We start from the raw sequence: 20,492 nt of genomic DNA on the forward strand, positions 1-20,492 counted from the left end.
TGAAGGATTATTTCACGATAATAGTAAAACAATCGTTCACGTCTTTAGAATATCCCTCGTTTTTGAAGTTTAATGAAATTAAATAATGTCCTGCAGGTACGTTATGATGTAAAGGAACTTGAATCCTGCCATCTCCCCAAACCATTAAACAATCTTTCAATTTTTGGGCATCTCCCGTATCTGTCGTGATTTGTTTTACTGAAACATAGATTTGGTCTGTACCCTCAATTCCTTCTATAGCAGTACTTACATAGGGTTGATCCCATTTGTTACGATAATAGTCTTCTCCTTCGCCCCCCATACCTTCGAATGTAGGTTGTATTCCCCATTCTTCCAATTGTTCTGGAGTATAGCCAGATTCTATCATATTATCCCACGTGGGATTAGGCCATATTCCCCAAGAGGGAGCGGAAATATTTAACGAACTTTCTTGTTTCACGAGTAGTGTGTCTGGATTATAACCGGGATCTTCCAACCATAAATATCCCACGGTTACTTCATGACACCCAGCGTTTAATCCTAATATCAAAAATATCACGAATATAAATTTGTTTTTCATTATATTAAATTTTAAATACGACATGCTTAGATTTTTCCTAGTACATAGTTGTAATTTAATGCATGGACTACTCCATTTAGAGGTTGAATATTCGGGGTTGCTAATGGTACGTTCTGTTGAGCATTAAAAGAATATATATACATGGTTTCGGGCCCTACATCTGGAACTCCTGCCCATGCGGATTTATCTTTCCATACTCGTATCTTATTACCTCCTACACAAGTAAACTCGGAGAATCCGTCTTGTCTTGTATCCAAGATTAGGTAGTCTGGATTTCGAAAAATGATTTCTTCTTTTAGATGTTTACCTTTAATTACGTGTTTTAGAACAAGTTGACAGCATTCATCTTGAGATAATTCTGAAACTTTTTCAAGATTGTTGTCATAAAGATGGCGTAGTATAGAATAACTTGGTGGAGCAAGAAATGTTATTTCTTTAAGAGAATCTACTTGCCCTTCAAATAAATTTGTCAATTGAGCTCGTTCGATTAATTCCACGGTTAATTCCCAATTGTAAGAATCTCTTCTTAAGAATTCCATTATTGAACAATCATGGTAAGGTGAAGAAATGCCAGAATTCCACCATTCTTGTTTTGTATCGCAACTTGTGAATGTGAATAAAACACAGCTGGATATAAATATGTATAGAAATGTTTTCATTTTAAATTTTGGATTTTAATGTTATACTTTTATTGCCTTTTTAGCCAATAGCTATTTTGTCGCATTAATGGATTGCCTCTAAAATCATCTTGTGATACGGCCATGAAGAAAGCTCCATCAATGAAATCTTGATCTGTGGCGGTTAACCACCCTCCTTGTAATTCAATTCGAGCATAACCATTACGAATAATATCCCAATAGCGTGCACCTTCCATAAGTAACTCCTTTTCTCGTTCCTTAAAAATCGTATAGCGTAAATCACCACCATATTCAGAGGCATCATATAAAGTTGCTTTTGATCGATCCCTAACTTTATTTAAATCTTCAATTGCTCCTGCTGTATAATTTCCTCCTAATCGGGTGCGACATTCTGCTCGTAATAAAATAATATCGGCTAATCGAAAATGTATCATGTTTTGGTCAAAATCAATAAATTGTCCGGCTTGCCATCCTTCTGTTCCTACTCGGGCTATTCGCCATTTATAAGGATAGGCATATCCTCCTGTTATTTCTTCGCTCACTTTGTATTGCATGGAATCTAATTTGTAAAAGAAAGCATTTTTTCGTTCGTCTGTTCCTGGAAACATTTCTCGAACGGTTTTGGCATAAATTCGAAAAGATTTGTTTTTTATTTCACCGGGGTTTTCTTCTGCTTTGACTGGCCAACCTTGGTAATAATATCCCCAGCAAAAGGCTTGATCTCGAGATGTAAGTTCATTTTCGAATCCACGAACCATACTTTCATAAATGATTTCCTTGCTGTTCCCAACTAAGGCTTTTGTACAGATTTCTTCGGCAGAATTTTCTAAATCATATAAATCTGTTCGTTTGATAATATCAGTACAAGCCTGTTCTGCTGTTTTCCATAAATCAACCTCATCATAGTTTTGTTGATCCGGTTGGGCCATGTATTTACAACCAGCTTTCCAAGCACATAAATGAGCTAATACGGCATTTGCGGCACCTTTGCTTGGTGTTGATTTATATTTTATGGCATTACCGTTGTAATCTGTCATTTGATCGAAATCGGGCAATAGTGAGATCGCTTTCTTAGCAAGATCAATTGCATAATCGGCTACTTCTGTCCAGTGCGATTTGGCAACAGCTGTAAAGATAACATCATCTTTTAAAAGAATGCAATCTCCCCATATTCGTATAATTTGTAAATAAGTAAATGCCTTAAAAAAGTAAATCTGTCCTTTATAGAAGTCTTTTTTTTCTTGAGGCATATCGATATGATCAATATAAGGGAGAGAGACATTAGCAGAAGCTATAACTTGATAATAAAATATCCATTGCATATCGGGAATAAAGGATGGATTTAATGTTGCAAAACCTACACTAGGATAATAGTCTGAATATTCACCATTTTGACATGGCCAATAAGAAAAAGCTTTATTCTGACGTATTATTTTTTCTGTTGCATTAAGAGCTGAAACAATGTCTTTCTCTGATTGGAATGCGTTCTCGAAAGTAACAGAATTTTCAGGAGTTACTTTTAGTAAATCTTCGCAACTGGAAAACCATGCCTGAAGAACTAATATAAGAATCAATTTATATGTTTTCATCTTTTAGAATTTTACGGTTAAACCTAACGTGAATTTGCGGGCTAAAGGATAATAATCTCGGTCTTCTCCCCATCTAAGATCAACTGTTTCTGGATCTAAACCGGAATAATTATCCCAACACATTAAATTCTCTCCACTGATGAAAAAACGTAATTGTTGTATACCTAAATGATGAATCCATTTCTTGGGTAAATTGTAACCAATAGAGAGAGTTTTCCACTTTAACCAATTTACTTTTTCCACACGTTGATCTACTTGAGGAGAGAATAATACATTATTTAGATCTTTTTGTAACTTGGGATACATGGCATTATTGTCTCCAGTTTTTTCCCAAAAATTTACTTTCCTTAAATCGACAAGAACGGGAGGAGTGTCCATTTCTGGATTTATGGTTGTGACATCATAACTGTATGTCATGTGACGTCCTAATTGAAATGCAAAAGATAGATTTATATCAAAATTTCTCCATTGAAATTCACTGACAATACCTCCGCTAAATTCTGGTAATGCGCTACCACAAGCTACCATATCTGGTGCTTTCCCATCCCCATTAACATCGATGAATTTGTAGTCTCCAGGTTTAAAATAGGTTAAGGGATTCCATCCTGCAAGATAATGACTAACCCCCACGTTATTGTAGATTATGGGTAATTCGTCTTGTTGATTTACGTAACCATCTGTTTTATAGGCATAAATTTGATTTAAAGGCTTACCAATAATTCGCCTGTAATTAGTTTGATCTTTACCATCGTATGATTTATCAAATCGGTTCCAGTTTTTAGCCCCATTTATTGATAATTTCCAATATAGATTATCTTTTTGTAATATTTCGTATTTTATTAATAATTCAAGACCTTCATTGGAAACTGCCGCAGCATTTCTCCATTGTTTATCGTATCCGTTAAATAGACCAGGAAGAAGGACTAGGGATAACATTTTGTCCGTGTAACGGTAATAGTAATCGAATGTGATACCCAAACGATAATGAAAAAAATCCAAGTCAAGACCGAAATCATATTGATCTGTTTCTTCCCAGGATAAATTCGGGTTTAATAATCCATCGGTGTAATTAGGACTGATTGTTGCTTCTCCTTTATGAGGTTCACTTACTCTCATGATTCCTAAGGCAAGGTAATTTTGATCAAAAATCATACCCGAACGTCCCCAACTTGCTCGAATTTTTCCGAAATTGAACCAACTTGAAAATTGTTTTATAAAATTTTCTTCAGAGAACGTCCATCCCACAGCTACAGATGGGAATGTTCCCCAGCGATTGTTTGTCCCAAAAACAGAACTACCATCTCGGCGTAAACTTGCAGAAAGTAAATATTTCTTTTGGAAATTGTATTCTAGGCGAGCAAAATAAGAAAATAATTTTTTTTCTTGCATGTCAGAACGATAATGTTGAAAAGCGACGGTTTCTGTGTATGAGTTTCCATCTCCATAATCATATATTTGTTGTCCGATTTCTGGCATACCATCAGGAGCATAGTAAATTTTATCACTAGGGGAATTTTGTGCACTTCCGCCATTGTATTCTACTTGATCGTATTGATAGGAAAAACCAGCGATAAAATTGAGATTGTGGTTTTCATTGATCGTTTTGTTGTATGTCAATAAATTTTCGTTTAATACCATTAAGTTGATACCGGTTTCTCCCATACTCATGGAGTACCCACTTTCACTTAGATTGGAAGGTTGAAAATAATTTCTTCTGTTAATAGAATAATCGGCAGCAAGAGAGGTTGATAAGTTTAAATTTTCAACTACATCATATCCTATTTTGAAATTAGTTCTTAAACGAACGGATCTGTTTTTCTCTTTGGTTCCTTTGTAGCTTGTTAATACATCATTCCAAACAATGGAATTTTTTCCTGGTAATAAGGATGATAATTTCAATGGCTCACCAGGGACAGTTTCGATACTAGGTGTAGTACTAAAATATCCATCTGCAGTACCTCTTTTTTTATTACCAATAGAAGCATTTAAACGTAGATCAACATTTAAACGTTTTATAGGAACTATGTTTAGATTAGAATTTAAATCTACCCGACTATAACCTGTTCCTTTCAATACTCCATTTTCGTTGTAGTATCCTAAACCGATACCATAACTTATTTTTTCGGAACCACCATAAACTTGAATGTTGGCATTTGTTATTTTCCCTTTTTCATAATAGATTGGGAAGAAATTGGTTGAGTTATTATAAAAAGGATTAAGACTATCTTGAAACATGGTTCCGTTATCTACGTTACCTTGGGGATCAGGAATCCAATTTCCATCAATACTGGCAAATTCATCTTTATGATCATAGCATTCTTTTAATGAGGTCGGATATTTATATCGGTTTGTTTCCGGATCCAGATAGGCAGAATAAGTTTGTTTAGTAACAGCTAATCTTAAAAGTCTTTCAGCTCGTCCGGTTGTAATTGTGGAAAGTTTTGGTAGTACACTCCAAGTTTGTGAAACATTTACAGAAAACGTTGCATCTTGATCTTTCCTTCCTTTTTTAGTGGTAACAATAATAACTCCATTTGCGGCTCTAGATCCGTATATTGCAGCAGAAGAAGCATCTTTCAAAATTTGTATGGATTCAATCATGTCCGGATTCAAGTCAGCTAATAAATTGTTGCCAGTAATAGGCGATGTAAATGAATTTAGAGGAACTCCATCAACAACCCAAAGAGGATTAGAGAATCGTCTTCCTTGTTCAACATCTAAAGAATTATAACCACGTATAGTGATTGCAATATCTCCTCCGCCTGGTGCTCCCGATATGTTTGTAATGTCCATTCCTGCTACCCTCCCTTGTAACAAATTGGCTATGTTTGATGAAGGAATTCCTTTTAATTCATCGGCTTTAATTACTGATACGGAACCTGTAGCTTTTCTTTTGGTGGTCGTTCCATAAGCAACAACAACAGCTTCGTCTAAGGCTTGTACATCTTCTTCGAGATATATCCGGAGGGTATCTGTTTTTTCCGTGAAATTTACTTTTTGGGTTTTAAAGCCCACGAAAGAAAATTCCAATGTCCCTTTGGTTAACGGGAGTGAAAGTGAAAACCATCCCTTGTTGTTGGTGGCTGTTCCGAGGTTAATATTGGTCAGTTTGACTGTCACGCCCGGAATGGGTTCTTTCTTCTTGTCATAAACCCAACCTTTTAACGTGACGGACTTTTTCTCGTCCAACGTGTCCATTTTAAGTTTTATGACAATGGCATTGTTTAACACGACATACTCCAAATTCGTGTTTTTCAGGCACTTTTGTAGAATTTTCTCCACGTCCACTTCTTTTTCATTCAAATCGATCCCCTTTATCCGGGCGATGTCTTCGTTGTTGTACATGAACGTGAACTGGGTCTGCTGTTTTAACTCCCAAATCACTTCTTCCAGTGATGCGTTTTGTTTTTTGATCGTGACAGTCTGTGCATTCAGGCTAGCAAAAGTCTGAACGACAAAACACGTGAGTAGTAGAAAGGTTAATTTCATACATCTAAAAATTTTTTGCAATTTTCTCTCTAACGGAAAATCACTCTTCCATCTTTTTTTCATACATTTGAAATGTTTTAATTATAACTAATTAATACAGAGGATCGGGAAATGTTGGCGCAGGCCCCGATCCTTTCTTTATTATCGGGCGTGGATGGTTATGGTATTGTCCTTGCGGGCGACAACCACTTTACCACTTTCATTAATAATTTCCAATAGATCGTCAATATTCTTGTACCTGTTCAGATTCGTGGAGATTCGGATTTCCTTGGTTTCTGCCGTGGAATAGAATATGGTCATGTTGTACCAGCGTGCGAGGTCATTCATCACGTCTTCCAGACGTTGGTTCCGGAACACGAACATACCTTCAATCCATCCCGTGTAGAGTTCCGTGTCAACCTTTTGTACAGATGTCTTTCCGGTCTCCTTATCGTATCGGAATTGCTCGGATGGGGTTAATTGCACTTGTGTCTGATCGGTGTAAGCCCATACAGAACCTTCGACGAGAGTGGTATGCACGATGGGTTCGGTGGAGTAAGATTTCACGTTGAATTTTGTCCCGGTGACTTTTACTTGCATTTGTTCTGCGTTGACGATAAAGGGCCACTCCGCGGCTTTGTTTACTTCAAAATATCCTTCTCCATCCAAATATACTTCCCGTTTTTCATCCCCGAATTCCACGGGATACCGTAGCGTCGATTCACAATTCAACCATACTTTCGTGCCGTCTGCTAATGTTACTTGGTAGTCGGCACCTGCCGGAACACGTAATGTGTGATACACGGTTTCTTTGTTTACCTTTTCCGGGGCATTGGTTCCGGTCGTGTATGTTTCCCCTGCATTGCTTTGATAGGAGAGTAGTTTTAATGTGTCATTTGTGATCAACGTCCCGTCCACGGCTTTTTGGTAAATCTCTTCTTGGGACAGGTCAAGAACTTCCCCCGTGGAAACGATTAGTTGCGCACTCCGTTTTCCCACGTGTTCAATTTGTGCCATGGGGGAAACTGACTTTTTCTCTTTCCCTTGTTGTAACAACAAACCTCCCGCTAAAGCCATCAGTACGCATACTCCTGCTGCCACGGAATACCATACCCTTCGGTTGATTTTTTTCTTTTCCGGTATGGAGGTATGGAAATCCTTTTGCATTTGTTGCCATAATTTTTGCCATTCCAGTTCCGGTTCTATTTGTTGACCGTATTCTTTTTGCAAAAATGCCATCCGGTTCGTAGTCACTTCCTCGAGCAAGTGTTTATTCTCTTCTTCCTGCAACCAATTCATGAATTCTTCTTCTAGTAGCCGTTCCGGTTCTCGAAGGTGTTCCTGTATGAATTCTATTTTATCCAGTTTTTCTTTCATTTGTCTCTGGTTTGATCTTTTACACTATATACACAGGTGAGGTTGAAAAATGGGTGAGTGAAAAATGAAATATTTTCAAAGAAAAATTACAAATGTTGTTACTTCCGATAGATATACCTAATTCTAGGGATACTTTGGGGTAGTATATGGGTGTATGAATCTTTTTGCTACTTTGTAGATTGTTTGTTAGAGGTTGAAATAGAAAGAAGGCAAATGTTATCTTTACTTATGATCTGTTAAAATGGCGGCTATAATCGGGCGATAAGGCGGCGACAATGCGGCGAGAGCGCCTAACTGTCTGGTAACAGTCTAGCAACGAACTGGAGATTTGCATGATTAAGGGTAGATTTACTTACTTTAAGGGCATCATTCATGATTACTTATATAAATAGGGTCCGATTATAAAATCGGGAATTTGGGTATGAATATCCGTAATTCATATACAAACCCGCTTGTTCCATTGCTGTAAATTTGCCATCAGAAGTTTAACAATAAAAGATAGCAAATTATGGACGGGAGAAACCTTTTGAAAACAGTATCGAGTTTTGCGCTGCTTACCATGTTGTCATGCAGCCCGACAGTGAAAGAGAATACTGATCAGCCCAATATAATGGAAGTGGAAAAGAAAAATCTCGGCAAACTGTTGGCTCTCTATCCGAAGCCGATGACTGTTGTTGGTACGAAAGTGGAAGGAAAGGTGAATTGGCTTGTTGTCGGACATACGGGTGTTATCGGTCATGATCGCGTACTCGTCAGTATGAGTAAACAACATTATTCCAATCAGGGAATCAAGCAATCGAAAAAACTCTCCATTAATCTCGTTAGCCGGGAGATGCTGCCTAAAGCGGATTATGTGGGTAGTGTGAGCGGGGAGACGGTTAATAAATCGAGCGTGTTCGCTTATCATATCGGGGAGAATGGTACGCCTGTGATTGACGTGTCGCCTTTGACAATGGAGTGTAATGTGGTGGATATTTACGAAACCGAGGGGTTTGATAATTTCATTTGCACCGTGGTTAATACTTATGCGACTCCTGATGTGCTTGATCATAACGGTAAACTCGACTATGCCCGGTTAAAGCCTGTGTTGTTTGAGTTTCCGACTTACTCTTACCTTGCCACAGGAGAGGTGATCGGGAAGTGTCTGAATCTGGATGAGGAACCCGGTATGTGTGCGAAACAACCGATGGCGGTCGATGGTATTGTGCGCCTGTCGAAAATAGAGGTTTATCCGGAGTATCTTGACGAGTATATGAAATACGCGACGGAAGTGGGCGAAGTTTCCCTGCGCACAGAACCGGGGGTGTTGACCATGTATGCTGTCAGCGAAAAGGAGAATCCCTGTATGGTAACGATTCTCGAAATCTATGCCAATCAAAAGGCTTACGAGTTACATATCGCATCGGAACATTTTCAAAAGTACAAACAGGGAACGTTGCACATGGTCAAGAGATTGACACTTACCGATCAGACGCCGCTTAATCCTGCGAATCAAATCAATAATTTCATTCAATAAATCAAAACGACTATGAATAAATTTCTCTTATTTTCAGTATTCAGTATTTTAACATTCAATGTTATGGCACAAGAAAAGATCGTACAGACGGCTGGGCGTAATCAACTCGGAGAGTTTGCCCCTAAATTTGCGGAACTCAATGATGATGTACTTTTTGGTGAAGTTTGGAGCCGCACGGATAAACTGGGTCTGCGTGACCGTAGTTTAGTAACCATCACCTCCCTCATTAGTCAAGGTATTACGGATAGTTCGCTTACTTATCATCTTCAGACGGCAAAGAAGAACGGAATCACCCGTACTGAAATTGCCGAGATTATCACTCATATAGGATTTTATGCCGGTTGGCCGAAGGCGTGGGCTGCATTTAATTTGGCCAAGGACGTGTGGGCAGAAGATTCGACAGGCAATGATGCTAAGGCTGCTTTCCAACGTGAAATGATTTTTCCTATCGGCGAGCCGAATACGGCATATGCGAAGTATTTTATTGGTAATAGCTACCTCGCCCCGGTTTCTCGTGAGCAAGTTGCGATTTCCAATGTTACGTTTGAACCGCGGTGTCGCAATAACTGGCATATCCATCGTGCAACGAAAGGTGGCGGGCAAATGCTTATCGGTGTTGCCGGACGGGGTTGGTATCAAGAAGAGGGTAAGGCTCCCGTGGAGATTCTGCCCGGTACGGTCATCCATATTCCCGCGAACGTGAAACATTGGCACGGGGCTGCCGCTGATAGTTGGTTTGCTCATTTGGCCTTCGAGGTTCCCGGAGAGAAAACCTCCAACGAATGGCTCGAACCGGTTACGGATGAAGAGTACAACAAGCTCGAACAAATTAAATGATGACAACGAAGGAATTTAATGAATATGTAAAGACGCGTAAGGCGCTTAATACAGGGGAAATACATCGTTTTATGGATGCCATGAGTAACGAGGCGAGACGGATCACGTTCTTGTTGAATACGGCATATCGTACACCGGACGAAGTACGTGGGTTGCTTTCCGAATTGTTTGGTTATCAAGTGCCGTCGTCTCTTCGAGTATTTCCTCCGTTTTATGCGGATTATGGCAAGAATATTACTGTTGGGGAGAACGTATTTATCAATGCCTGTTGTCATTTTCAAGATCATGGCGGGGTGACCATTGGCGACGGATGCCAAATCGGGCATAATGTTGTTTTTGCCACGCTCAACCACGGATTAGCCCCGGAAGATCGTAAAACGACTTATCCGGCTCCTATTGTGTTGGGTAAAAATGTGTGGGTAGGTTCCAACGCTACAATTCTTCAAGGAGTAACCATTGGTGACAATGCTGTTATCGGTGCGGGTGCGGTCGTTACGAAAGATGTGGCGGCGAATACGATTGTAGGTGGTGTTCCTGCACGTTTTATCAAAATGATAGACGGGTGATAATATTATAATTGAAAGATATATTTACTTTATTTTACCCAACCCTGCTGTTTTTTAGTGTGTTCTTTATATATTTGAAAAAGAAATGAATGAGAATGTACTAAAAATACAGATATATGATTACAGATATTCGTTTGAGAAGTCAGCAATTGGTGAATCCGGCTTTTAATGATCCCAAGGAGCTTGTGGCATGGATGGGGGCTTTGCAGGGGCAGGAGTATAGCATGGCGAAGTGGGCCGTGGGGTTACGGTTGAAGAAACCGGACATCCGGAAGGTGGAGGCGGCTTTGGAGAAAGGGGAGATCTTGCGGACTCACGTGTTACGCCCGACTTGGCATCTGGTGGTGGCGGAGGATATTCGATGGATGTTGAAGTTGTCGGTCAGACGGGTGAAGTTGGCGTACGATTCGTATTGGAAAAATCATGGAATATCGGAAGAGTTGCATATCAAGAGTCTTGATGTGATCGTGAGGGCTTTGGAGGGGAATCGGTACTTGACCCGACAGGAGATTGGTGAGGAGTTGAGCCGGGCGGGTGTTATCGTGGGGGATGATCTGGTCGGGTATTTTCTGGGAAGGGCGGAAGTTGACAGTATCATCTGTAATGGCGTGGATAAGGGAAATAAAAGGACGTATGCTTTGCTGGATGAGCGGGTTCCCCCGATGAAGGAGTTGCACAAGGAAGAGGCTTTGGCGAAATTGGCAATCAAATATTTCAGAAGTCATTCCCCTGCCAGCTTGCAGGATTTTATCTGGTGGTCGGGGTTATCTATAACGGAGGCAAAACAGGCCGTTGGATTGATTGATGCGGAGCTGATTAAGGAGAGAATCGGGGAGACGGATTGGTTAATCCATCATTCATGTGCAAGGAATGTACGGGCGAAACGGGTTATACATTTGTTGCCCTCGTATGATGAATATCTTATTAGTTATAAAGATCGTTCGATGGCATTGGCGCCGGAATATTATAGGAAGGCTTTTAATACTTTTGGAATTTTCTACCCGGTGATTTTGCATAACGGGAAGATTGTCGGGAATTGGAATAAGTCAGCCAAGCAGAAACAATTCGGGGTAGAATCTTCTTTCTTTATACCGGGTATTGAGGTCGATGAGGGAGAGTTGGATAAGGCAAAAGAAAGGTTTAGAGTGTTTAATAAAGGGGGAAATGACTGATGCCGGATCAGTCGAAATGTCGGTGCGGATGTGAGAATAGGAGCAACAGGAGAGAAGCGGGAAATTCGTCCCGTAAGGTTTTTAGGCCTGTCGTGATGTGAGTTTTCACGGTATTCACCGAAATGTTTAATTCTTCGGCAATTTCTTTATACTTTTTACATTCGATAAAACTGAGTTTCATCACTTGCGAGCAACGTTCGGGGAGGAGTTCGATGCGGGCTAGAATGCGTTCCAACAATTCTTCCCGGGTGGAATCGTCCGATAGCGTGTAAGTCGGGTCGTCGGCAAGGTGTTGACGCACGTGATTATTCTGGATTTTTTTATGTTCCAAGTAGTTCAATGCCCGGTTACGGGTGAGGCTAAACAAGTAGGGGAGAATCGGACGGGTGAAATCAATGGTGGCCCGGTGATACCACAAGCTGAGAAACACGTCGTGTGCAATATCTTTAGAGGTGTCCAAGTCGTTTACCAAGCTCATGGCATGAAAACACAAGGTACGATAGTGTTGCTTGAATAATTGTTCAAACATCAGGCTACTCTGTTTATTGTCTTGCACACGTTCCATAATCCAACTTTGGTTGTTCGCAAAGTTAGGAAAAGTGAAATTAAAAACAAAATAGCCACCGATACGTATTCCTGTTTTTTTAATTAATTTTGGCGTTCAAAGATAAGATTATGGAATGGTTGAGTAGTTTATTAACAGAACATTCAGTGATTCAGGCAGTAATCGTGGTTTCACTGGTGTCTGCGGTGGGGCTGGCTTTAGGAAAAATCAGCATGTGGGGCGTGTCGTTGGGAGTAACTTTCGTGTTTTTCGTGGGTATTATGGCAGGACATTTCGGGTTGTCGATCGATCCGCAGATGTTGAATTATGCGGAGAGTTTCGGGTTGATTATTTTCGTGTATGCCTTGGGGGTACAGGTGGGACCCGGTTTTTTCTCTTCCTTGGGAAAGGGGGGATTGAAATTGAATATGCTGGCCATGTTGGTGGTTTTGTTGGGAATCGTGATGACCTTGGGATTTCATTGGTTCACGGGTGTGTCGTTGCCGGATATGGTGGGAATTCTGAGTGGTGCGGTGACAAATACGCCTGCCTTGGGTGCGGCTCAACAGACGTTGAAACAATTGAATGATCCCGCTATTCAACAGTCGGATCTGGCACTGGGGTGTGCCGTGGCTTATCCGTTAGGGGTGGTGGGTGTGATTCTGGCTGTTATTTTTGTACGTAAACTTTTTGCATCCAGTATATTTTTCAAAAAAAGCGATGAAGATAGCCACAAGAAGACGGTGGTTATGGGATTTCTCGTGAGCAATCCCGGTGTGTCCGGTAAGACCATTCAGGAGATTGCCCGGCAATCGTCCAAAAAGTTTGTGGTTTCCCGGTTGTGGCGGGATGAGAAGGTGATTATTCCGGCATCCGATACCGTGGTGAGGGAGGGGGATTGTTTGCTGATGATCACGACGGAAGGGGACGTGGAGGCGCTGACGATGTTGATCGGGAAGCGGGATACGAGGGATTGGAATAAGGAAGATATTGACTGGGATGCTATTGATAGTCAATTGGTGTCCCACCGGATCGTGATTACCCGGCCGGAGATTAACGGGAAGCGGTTAGGAGCGTTGCGGTTGAGAAATCAATACGGGATAAATATAACCCGCATTTACCGGGCGGGAATCGTGTTGTTGCCCACGCCGGACTTGACGTTGCAGTTGGGTGACCGGTTGACGGTGGTCGGGGAGGAATCGGCCATCGCGAAGGTGGAGAACGTGGTAGGGAATGCCGTGAAGGATTTGGACGAGCCGAATCTGGTGGCCGTTTTTATCGGGATGGTATTGGGGTTGTTGCTGGGATCAATTCCTTTGACGATTCCGGGCATCAGTTTTCCGGTAAAGTTGGGATTGGCCGGGGGACCAATTGTAATGGGGATTCTCGTGGGGGCTTTCGGTCCTCGGATTCACATGGTGACTTACACGACAATCAGTGCCAATCTGATGTTACGGGCGCTGGGGCTTTCCATGTATCTGGCTTGTCTGGGATTGGATGCGGGAACTCATTTCTTCGAAACCGTGTTCCGTCCGGAAGGGGCGTTGTGGGTTGGATTGGGATTTACCATTACGGTGATTCCGGTGATTCTTGTTGCGGCCGTGTCCATTAAATGGATGAAGATTGATTTCGGTTCGGTGGCCGGGATGTTGTGCGGGAGTATGTCGAACCCGATGGCGTTGAATTACGTGAATAGCACGGTGGATAGTGACACGCCTTCGGTGGCTTACGCAACGGTTTACCCGCTGACGATGTTCGTGAGGGTTATTATGGCACAGGTAATTTTAATGCTATTTTTGTAAGTGAGGAGGTCAAATACTCGTAATTCGTCAATGTGCGTGATCATTTCTTGTGAAAATGTTAAAATAAAACAGTTCGCTGGTATAAGATTTGATGCAAGTTAAGGGTTGTTCGTGGTAAGATTGTAACTAAACGTTACGATATTCCGTAAACATATATTCAAACAATGTGAAATGTCAGGAAAAGAAATTCATACGAAAGAGACTTTCCAAGTTTTGGGCATGAGTTGTGCTGTCTGCGCTTTGAATGTGGAAACAACACTCGGCGCTCAAGAGGGAGTTTACGAGGCAAAGGTAAATTTTGCCGGTTCAACTGTTTTAGTGGATTATAATCCGCAGGTGATTACACCCGTGGAACTTCAAAAGGCGGTGGAGGCTGCCGGTTACGAATTGGTGGTGGAAAACACGGAGGATACGGATCAAGCGGATCGTTTGCAGCGGGAAGAGTTTCTCGCATTAAAACGAAAGACGATCGGGGCTATTGTTTTGGCGATACCCGTGTTCGTGATTGGTATGTTTTTTATGCATATGCCCTATGGTAATTGGATTATGCTGGCTTTTACCATTCCGGTGATGGCGTTTTTCGGGCGAGACTTTTTTGTCCATGCCTATATGCAGTTGAAACACGGGCGTGCGAATATGGACACGTTGGTGGCCGTCAGTACGGGAGTGGCATTTTTGTTCAGTCTGTTCAACACGATCTGGCCGGAATACTGGACGAGTCGGGGATTGGAGGCTCACGTGTACTACGAGGCTGCTGCGGTGATTATTGCTCTGATTTTGTTGGGGCGTTTGCTGGAGGCAAAGGCCAAGTTCAGTACTTCGACTGCAATAAAGAAATTGATGGGGTTACAACCCAAAACGGTGACTAAAATTCTTGCCGACGGTAGCGAAGAGGAGGTACCTATCCGTGAGGTGGCGGTAGGGGATGTTCTGGTCGTGAAACCGGGGGAAAAGATTCCGGTGGATGGGGAAGTGACGGAAGGGGCTTCTTTTGTCGACGAGAGTATGATTACCGGGGAGTCGATACCCGTGGAGAAGGTGAAAGGACAACCCGTGTATGCCGGGACAATAAACGAGAAGGGAAGTTTCCGTTTCCGTGCCGATAAGGTGGGGGGAGAAACCGTTTTGGCCAATATTATCCGGATGGTGCAGGAGGCACAGGGAAGTAAAGCTCCCGTGCAGAAACTGGTGGACCGTATTGCCGGAATTTTTGTTCCGGTAGTGATGGGGATTGCGGTAATCACGTTTATCGTGTGGATGCTGATAGGTGGGGACCTTGCTTTCACTCATGCTTTGCTGACGTCTATCACGGTGCTGGTTATAGCCTGCCCGTGTGCGCTGGGATTGGCGACGCCGACAGCGATTATGGTCGGGATCGGTAAAGGGGCGGAACATAATATACTGATCAAGGATGCTGAGAGCTTGGAGCTGATGTACCGGGTGAATGCGATCGTGCTGGATAAAACGGGGACGATCACGGAGGGAAAACCTGTTGTGACGGATATTCACTGGACTCCGGGGGCGGAAGACGAGCGTTATCAATCCATCCTCTTGGAGATCGAACGGCGTTCGGAACATCCGCTGGCAGATGCCGTGGTGCAGAAGTTTAAAGAGAAGGTCGTGAATGAAATATCGGTTTCGGATTTCGAGAATCAGACCGGCAAAGGGGTGACGGCAAAAGTCGGGGATAAGGTATATCTTGTTGGGAACCGGGCTTTGATGGACGTGAATCATGTGGTTTTAGACGATGATAACGAGAAACTTGCTGTCCGGTGGGAAGGAGACGGTAAAACGGTTGTCTTTTTTGCCGGAGAGGGACGGGTGCTGGCATTGGTTGCCATTGCCGATAAGATCAAGGAGAGTTCTCGTCAGGCAATTGCGACGCTGCATGAAAAAGGAATTGATGTTTATATGCTGACCGGGGATAATGCCTTGACGGCTCGTGCCGTGGCAGATCAGGTGGGCATTCGTCATTTTAAGGCCGAGGTGATGCCGGGTGAAAAGGCTAATTTCGTGGAGGCCTTGCAGCATGAGGGGAAAGTGGTGGCCATGGTGGGTGACGGAATCAACGATTCGCAGGCATTGGCACAGGCTGACGTGAGTATTGCCATGGGAAAAGGGTCGGATATTGCCATGGACGTGGCAAAGGTGACTTTGATTACTTCCGATCTGAACGTGATTCCCCGTGCTATCGCACTTTCGCATCAAACGGTGCGGGCGATTCGACAAAATTTGTTCTGGGCGTTTATTTATAATATAATTGGTATTCCTTTAGCGGCAGGGGTGTTGTACGGGATCAACGGTTTTTTACTCAACCCGATGATTGCGGCTGCCGCGATGGCTTTCAGTTCGGTGTCCGTGGTGACTAATAGTTTGAGAATTAAATGGAAGAAATTGTAGCTATTATATAAACCAATAAAAGAAAGCAACATGGAAAAAAAGTTCAGATTTAAGACAACGTTGAAATGCAGTGGCTGCGTATCGAAAGTCACTCCGTTTTTGAATAGTTTGAGAGACGTGACGGAATGGAGCGTGGATTTGCAACATCCGGACAAGGTGCTGACGGTTATGTTGAAGACCGGAGACACGCACTCGGTGAAGAAGGCGTTCGAGAACGCGGGGTATAAAGTTGAAGAGTTCAGATAAACGATGTTAGTTATTTTATCACCGGCCAAGACCATGGATATGTCCGTGGTGGAACAGGAACTTCCGGGTACCACTCCGGAATACACGGCAGAGGCGGAATATCTGGCGGAACATATGCGTCATTTTTCTGCATCGGAGTTAGAGAAAATGTTGAAGATCAGTCCTAAGCTGGCAGCGGAGAATTACGAACGTTATCAGAGGTTTGGTTCACTTTCGAATTCTCGCAAACAGGCTTTGTTTGCTTATAACGGGAGTGTATTCAAAGCTATTGATCCGAATTCTTTTTCTTTAGAGGACTTGAAGTATGCTCAAGATCGTGTCCGGATTATCTCTACGCTTTATGGTTTGGTGCGTCCGTTGGATTTGATTCAAGCCTACCGGATCGCATTTTCCGTGAAGTTGGATGGGGCGAACCTGTATGATTATTGGGTTCCGAAGCTGACGACTCCATTATTGGAAGATGTGCGTAAGGTTGGAGGGATTATGGTGAATCTGGCCAGTATGGATATTCAGGGAGCGTTGAAGATGGACGAGTTGAGGAAAGAGGTGAGGGTGATTACACCGGAATTTCAGGAATGGCGGGATGGTAAATACGAAACAGTTCGTACTTATGCCAAGATTGCACGGGGGACGATGACGAGATATATCGTGATGAATCGTGTCGAGGAACCTGAGGAGTTAAAGGCTTTCAACGAGGACGGGTACACGTTTAATGCTGACCTCTCGGACGAGGAACGTTATTTCTTTACCCGCATAAAGAAGTAAAACGGAAAGAGTTGCAGGTACATATTTCATGTTGCCTCCCAGTCTGCAACTTTTTCTAAAATATTTGGTCCGGAAAGAAACAAAAAAGGTCTTTCGCGGGTATATCTATCGTAATAATTAATCTGATAGAGTTATGAAAGAACGAGAGATAGAACCGGGAACACCTGAAATCAATAAACAGTATTCCATTGTAGTCGATAGAAAAGGACCTTACCTAGTGTATGGTCATCCGCTTTTAAAACAACAGTTTATCGTGCAGAATGTAGAGGGAAGTTCGTGGTCGTACCGGGATGGGGTTGAGTACGATATGAATGATAACCCCACGGCTTTATGTCGTTGCGGGACTTCTGCCAATAAGCCGTATTGCGATGGGGCTCACTTGAACACGAATTGGGATCCCACGCTGACAGCCGATAATATTCCTTTATTGAAAGATGCCGATGTGGTTGACGGGCCTACGCTTGAACTGACGGATAATGAGAAATATTGTGCTTTTGCCCGTTTTTGTGATGCTTACGGGAAGGTTTGGAATCTCGTGGAGGAGTCCGATGATCCGGAGGCTAGGGAGTTGACGATCCGGGAGGCTAATTATTGCCCGGCGGGTCGTTTGAAGGCTTGGGATAAGGATAAAGGGGAATTTATTGAAAATAAACTGGAACCATCGCTGGTGCTGTTGGAAGACCCGCAGGAGCGTTGCAGTGGTCCTTTGTTCGTACGGGGCGGGATTCCGATTGACGATACGGAGGGCGTGAGGTACGAACTTCGTAACCGGGTTACACTATGCCGTTGCGGGGCGTCATCGAACAAACCTTTCTGTGACGGAACACACGTGAGTATTCGTTTCCGGGACGGGTTACCGGGGCCACATGGCGGGGTAAAGTGAAAACTGAAAGATAAAAGAATGGAGAGTGGTTGGATTGGCGTTTGAGTTTTTCTATCGTTCTTAACATTTATTGTTTATTGGCATGATATTTGTTGGTTACTTGTGTAATCAATAAAATTGTAGGATGGATGTGTTTCATATTTTTCTGGCCGTGATGACCGGAATTGCAGTTATTGTTTTTGTAGCCCTGTACTTTGTGAAAGCGGGTTATGGTATGTTTTTCGATGCCAAGTGGGGGCGACCAATAGATAACCGGATCGGCTGGGTTTTGATGGAGGCTCCTGTTTTTATAGCGATGGCACTTTTCTGGTATTTCTCGGATAGGGGATATGAGTTGGTGCCGTTGATTTTCTTTATTTTTTTCGAGATACATTATTTTCAGCGTGCGTTTATTTTCCCGTTATTACTGAAAGGTAAGGGGAGAATGCCGATGGGAATCATGTTGATGGGGATCACGTTTAATGTGTTGAATGCGTGTATGCAGGGAGGGTGGATTTTCTATTTTGCCCCGTCGGATCTTTATACCCCGGAGTGGTTGATGTCCCCGCAGTTTATTATCGGGACGATATTGTTCTTTGCCGGGATGTTCACGAATATACAATCGGACCATATTATTCGTCATTTGCGGCGTCCCGGTGACACGGGGCATTATTTGCCCAAGGGCGGGATGTTCCGTTACGTGACTTCTGCAAATTATTTGGGCGAGATTGTAGAATGGATCGGTTTTGCCATTCTCACGTGGTCACTTTCCGGGGCGGTTTTTGCCATTTGGACGTTCGCTAATTTAGTGCCGAGAGCTAATACAATTTATCACAAATATTTAGGGATGTTCGGGGACGAGGTGAAGAAACGTCGTCTGAAACGGGTGATTCCTTTTATATATTAAGAAGAATAATATGACACGAGAATCCAAGTTATTCACGCCATTAACGATCGGACCGCTGACCTTACGTAACCGAACGATTCGGGCCGCAGCATTCGAGGGTATGTGTCCGGGGAATGCTCCTTCGGAAATGTTACATGATTATCATCTTTCGGTGGCCCGGGGTGGAATCGGGATGACGACAATCGCTTATGCGGCTGTTGTTCGTAGCGGTTTATCGTTTCCCCATCAATTGTGGTTGAGGCCGGAGATCCTTCCTGCGTTACGACAGCTTACGGACGATATACATGCCACGGGTGCGGCTGCATCCATACAAATCGGGCATTGCGGGAATATGTCGCACAAGGGGATTTGTGGCTGCACGCCCATTTCCGCTTCAAGTGGTTTTAATATCTACTCGCCGACGTTGGTGCGGGGTATGAAGAAAGAGGAGATCGTGGAGATGGCAAAGGCGTTTGGACAGGCAGTGAATATGGCTAGAGAGGCGGGATTTGATGCCGTGGAGGTTCATGCCGGACACGGGTATCTGATCAGTCAGTTCCTTTCTCCTTACACGAATCACCGGAAGGACGAGTTCGGGGGATCGCTGGAGAACCGGATGCGGTTTATGCGTATGGTAATGGCGGAAGTGATGAAAGCGGCGGGGGATGACATGGCCGTGCTGGTGAAGATGAATACCCGGGATGGATTCCGGGGTGGGATGGAGGTGCCGGAATGTATTGAAGTGGCCAAGGCACTGGAAGCGGCAGGGGTTCATGCCTTGATTCTGAGTGGTGGTTTTGTCAGTCGGGCCCCGATGTACGTGATGAGGGGGGCCATGCCTATCCGTAGCCTGACGTATTATATGCAACAATTCTGGTTACCGATAGGCGTTCGAATTGCCGGACATATGATGATTCCGACGGTACCGTTTAAAGAGGCTTATTTTTTCGAAGATGCGTTGAAATTCCGGGAAGCGGTGAAGTTACCTCTCGTGTACGTGGGAGGATTGGTTTCCCGGGAAAAGATAGATATGGTGTTGGATGCCGGATTTGATGGGGTGTCAATGGCTCGTGCCTTGTTGAATGAACCGGATTTCGTGAACCGGATGGGGAGGGAGGAGAATGCCCGGAATGCTTGCGAACACGCGAATTATTGTATTGCCCGTATGTATTCTAGGGAGATGGCCTGTCATAAGCATATTCCGGATTTGCCCAAGAAGTTATTGAAGGAGTTGGAATCGGCTTCCAAGAAAAATTGAAATCGGA

At 43.2% G+C, this 20,492-nt stretch carries 17 protein-coding genes; 11 read left to right on the plus strand and 6 right to left on the minus strand.

Annotated features, from left to right (window positions below; genetic code table 11):
- Nucleotides 1–7: 7 nt before the first annotated feature.
- The 5 genes from R8806_RS02730 to R8806_RS02750 form a co-directional block, all read right to left on the minus strand.
- On the minus strand, nt 8–559 hold the full coding sequence (locus tag R8806_RS02730) for a hypothetical protein (protein ID WP_124317562.1): 552 nt from the start codon (nt 557–559) through the stop codon (nt 8–10).
- Between the two features lie 26 nt (nt 560–585).
- Nucleotides 586–1,218, minus strand: a complete 633-nt coding sequence (locus R8806_RS02735) for a fasciclin domain-containing protein (RefSeq protein WP_124317561.1) — start codon at nt 1,216–1,218, stop codon at nt 586–588.
- A 29-nt stretch (nt 1,219–1,247) separates the two neighbouring features.
- Nucleotides 1,248–2,786 (minus strand): RagB/SusD family nutrient uptake outer membrane protein, encoded by a 1,539-nt coding sequence (locus R8806_RS02740; protein WP_124317560.1) that lies wholly within the window; start codon nt 2,784–2,786, stop codon nt 1,248–1,250.
- A 3-nt stretch (nt 2,787–2,789) separates the two neighbouring features.
- Complete coding sequence (locus tag R8806_RS02745; protein ID WP_229782886.1) at nt 2,790–6,338, minus strand: SusC/RagA family TonB-linked outer membrane protein; 3,549 nt, start codon at nt 6,336–6,338, stop codon at nt 2,790–2,792.
- A gap of 78 nt (nt 6,339–6,416) precedes the next feature.
- Complete coding sequence (locus R8806_RS02750) at nt 6,417–7,631, minus strand: FecR family protein (protein WP_124317894.1); 1,215 nt, start codon at nt 7,629–7,631, stop codon at nt 6,417–6,419.
- A gap of 508 nt (nt 7,632–8,139) precedes the next feature.
- On the opposite strand from R8806_RS02750, the gene R8806_RS02755 reads away from it, so the two are divergent.
- The 4 genes from R8806_RS02755 to R8806_RS02770 all read left to right on the plus strand — a co-directional run bounded on the left by R8806_RS02755 (nt 8,140) and on the right by R8806_RS02770 (nt 11,722).
- Nucleotides 8,140–9,147, plus strand: coding sequence for a flavin reductase (locus R8806_RS02755; protein ID WP_124317895.1), 1,008 nt, complete (start codon nt 8,140–8,142; stop codon nt 9,145–9,147).
- Between the two features lie 12 nt (nt 9,148–9,159).
- Entirely contained in the window at nt 9,160–9,984 is an 825-nt protein-coding gene (locus R8806_RS02760) for a carboxymuconolactone decarboxylase family protein (protein WP_124317675.1), read from the plus strand.
- The gene (locus tag R8806_RS02765) at nt 9,984–10,550 is read left to right on the plus strand and encodes a sugar O-acetyltransferase (RefSeq protein WP_124317676.1); all 567 of its coding nucleotides are present in this window, start codon (nt 9,984–9,986) and stop codon (nt 10,548–10,550) included. Before R8806_RS02760 ends, R8806_RS02765 begins: the two co-directional genes overlap by 1 nt.
- 116 nt (nt 10,551–10,666) lie before the next feature.
- Entirely contained in the window at nt 10,667–11,722 is a 1,056-nt protein-coding gene (locus tag R8806_RS02770) for a winged helix DNA-binding domain-containing protein (RefSeq protein ID WP_124317674.1), read from the plus strand.
- A gap of 7 nt (nt 11,723–11,729) precedes the next feature.
- On the opposite strand, the gene R8806_RS02775 is transcribed toward R8806_RS02770, so the two are convergent.
- The gene (locus tag R8806_RS02775; protein WP_124317673.1) at nt 11,730–12,287 is read right to left on the minus strand and encodes an RNA polymerase sigma-70 factor; all 558 of its coding nucleotides are present in this window, start codon (nt 12,285–12,287) and stop codon (nt 11,730–11,732) included.
- A gap of 110 nt (nt 12,288–12,397) precedes the next feature.
- Between R8806_RS02775 and R8806_RS02780 the strand changes: the two genes are divergently transcribed.
- From R8806_RS02780 to R8806_RS02810, 7 genes are all read left to right on the plus strand, one after another.
- The gene (locus R8806_RS02780; RefSeq protein WP_124317672.1) at nt 12,398–14,068 is read left to right on the plus strand and encodes a putative transporter; all 1,671 of its coding nucleotides are present in this window, start codon (nt 12,398–12,400) and stop codon (nt 14,066–14,068) included.
- 171 nt (nt 14,069–14,239) lie between these two features.
- Nucleotides 14,240–16,468: a heavy metal translocating P-type ATPase gene (locus tag R8806_RS02785; protein WP_183312851.1), complete on the plus strand. Its 2,229-nt coding sequence runs from the start codon at nt 14,240–14,242 to the stop codon at nt 16,466–16,468.
- Nucleotides 16,469–16,498: 30 nt separating this feature from the next.
- On the plus strand, nt 16,499–16,714 hold the full coding sequence (locus tag R8806_RS02790) for a heavy-metal-associated domain-containing protein (RefSeq protein WP_027202647.1): 216 nt from the start codon (nt 16,499–16,501) through the stop codon (nt 16,712–16,714).
- A gap of 3 nt (nt 16,715–16,717) precedes the next feature.
- Nucleotides 16,718–17,479, plus strand: coding sequence for a YaaA family protein (locus R8806_RS02795; RefSeq protein WP_124316560.1), 762 nt, complete (start codon nt 16,718–16,720; stop codon nt 17,477–17,479).
- Between the two features lie 133 nt (nt 17,480–17,612).
- Nucleotides 17,613–18,362 (plus strand): CDGSH iron-sulfur domain-containing protein, encoded by a 750-nt coding sequence (locus R8806_RS02800; protein ID WP_124316559.1) that lies wholly within the window; start codon nt 17,613–17,615, stop codon nt 18,360–18,362.
- A gap of 154 nt (nt 18,363–18,516) precedes the next feature.
- On the plus strand, nt 18,517–19,248 hold the full coding sequence (locus R8806_RS02805) for a DUF1295 domain-containing protein (RefSeq protein WP_124316561.1): 732 nt from the start codon (nt 18,517–18,519) through the stop codon (nt 19,246–19,248).
- 10 nt (nt 19,249–19,258) lie between these two features.
- A complete protein-coding gene (locus tag R8806_RS02810) occupies nt 19,259–20,485 on the plus strand; it encodes an NADH:flavin oxidoreductase (RefSeq protein WP_124316558.1) in 1,227 nt (408 codons plus the stop codon).
- Nucleotides 20,486–20,492 lie beyond the last annotated feature (7 nt).

The organism is Butyricimonas faecihominis, assembly GCF_033096445.1.
Taxonomy (GTDB): Bacteria; Bacteroidota; Bacteroidia; order Bacteroidales; family Marinifilaceae; genus Butyricimonas; species Butyricimonas faecihominis.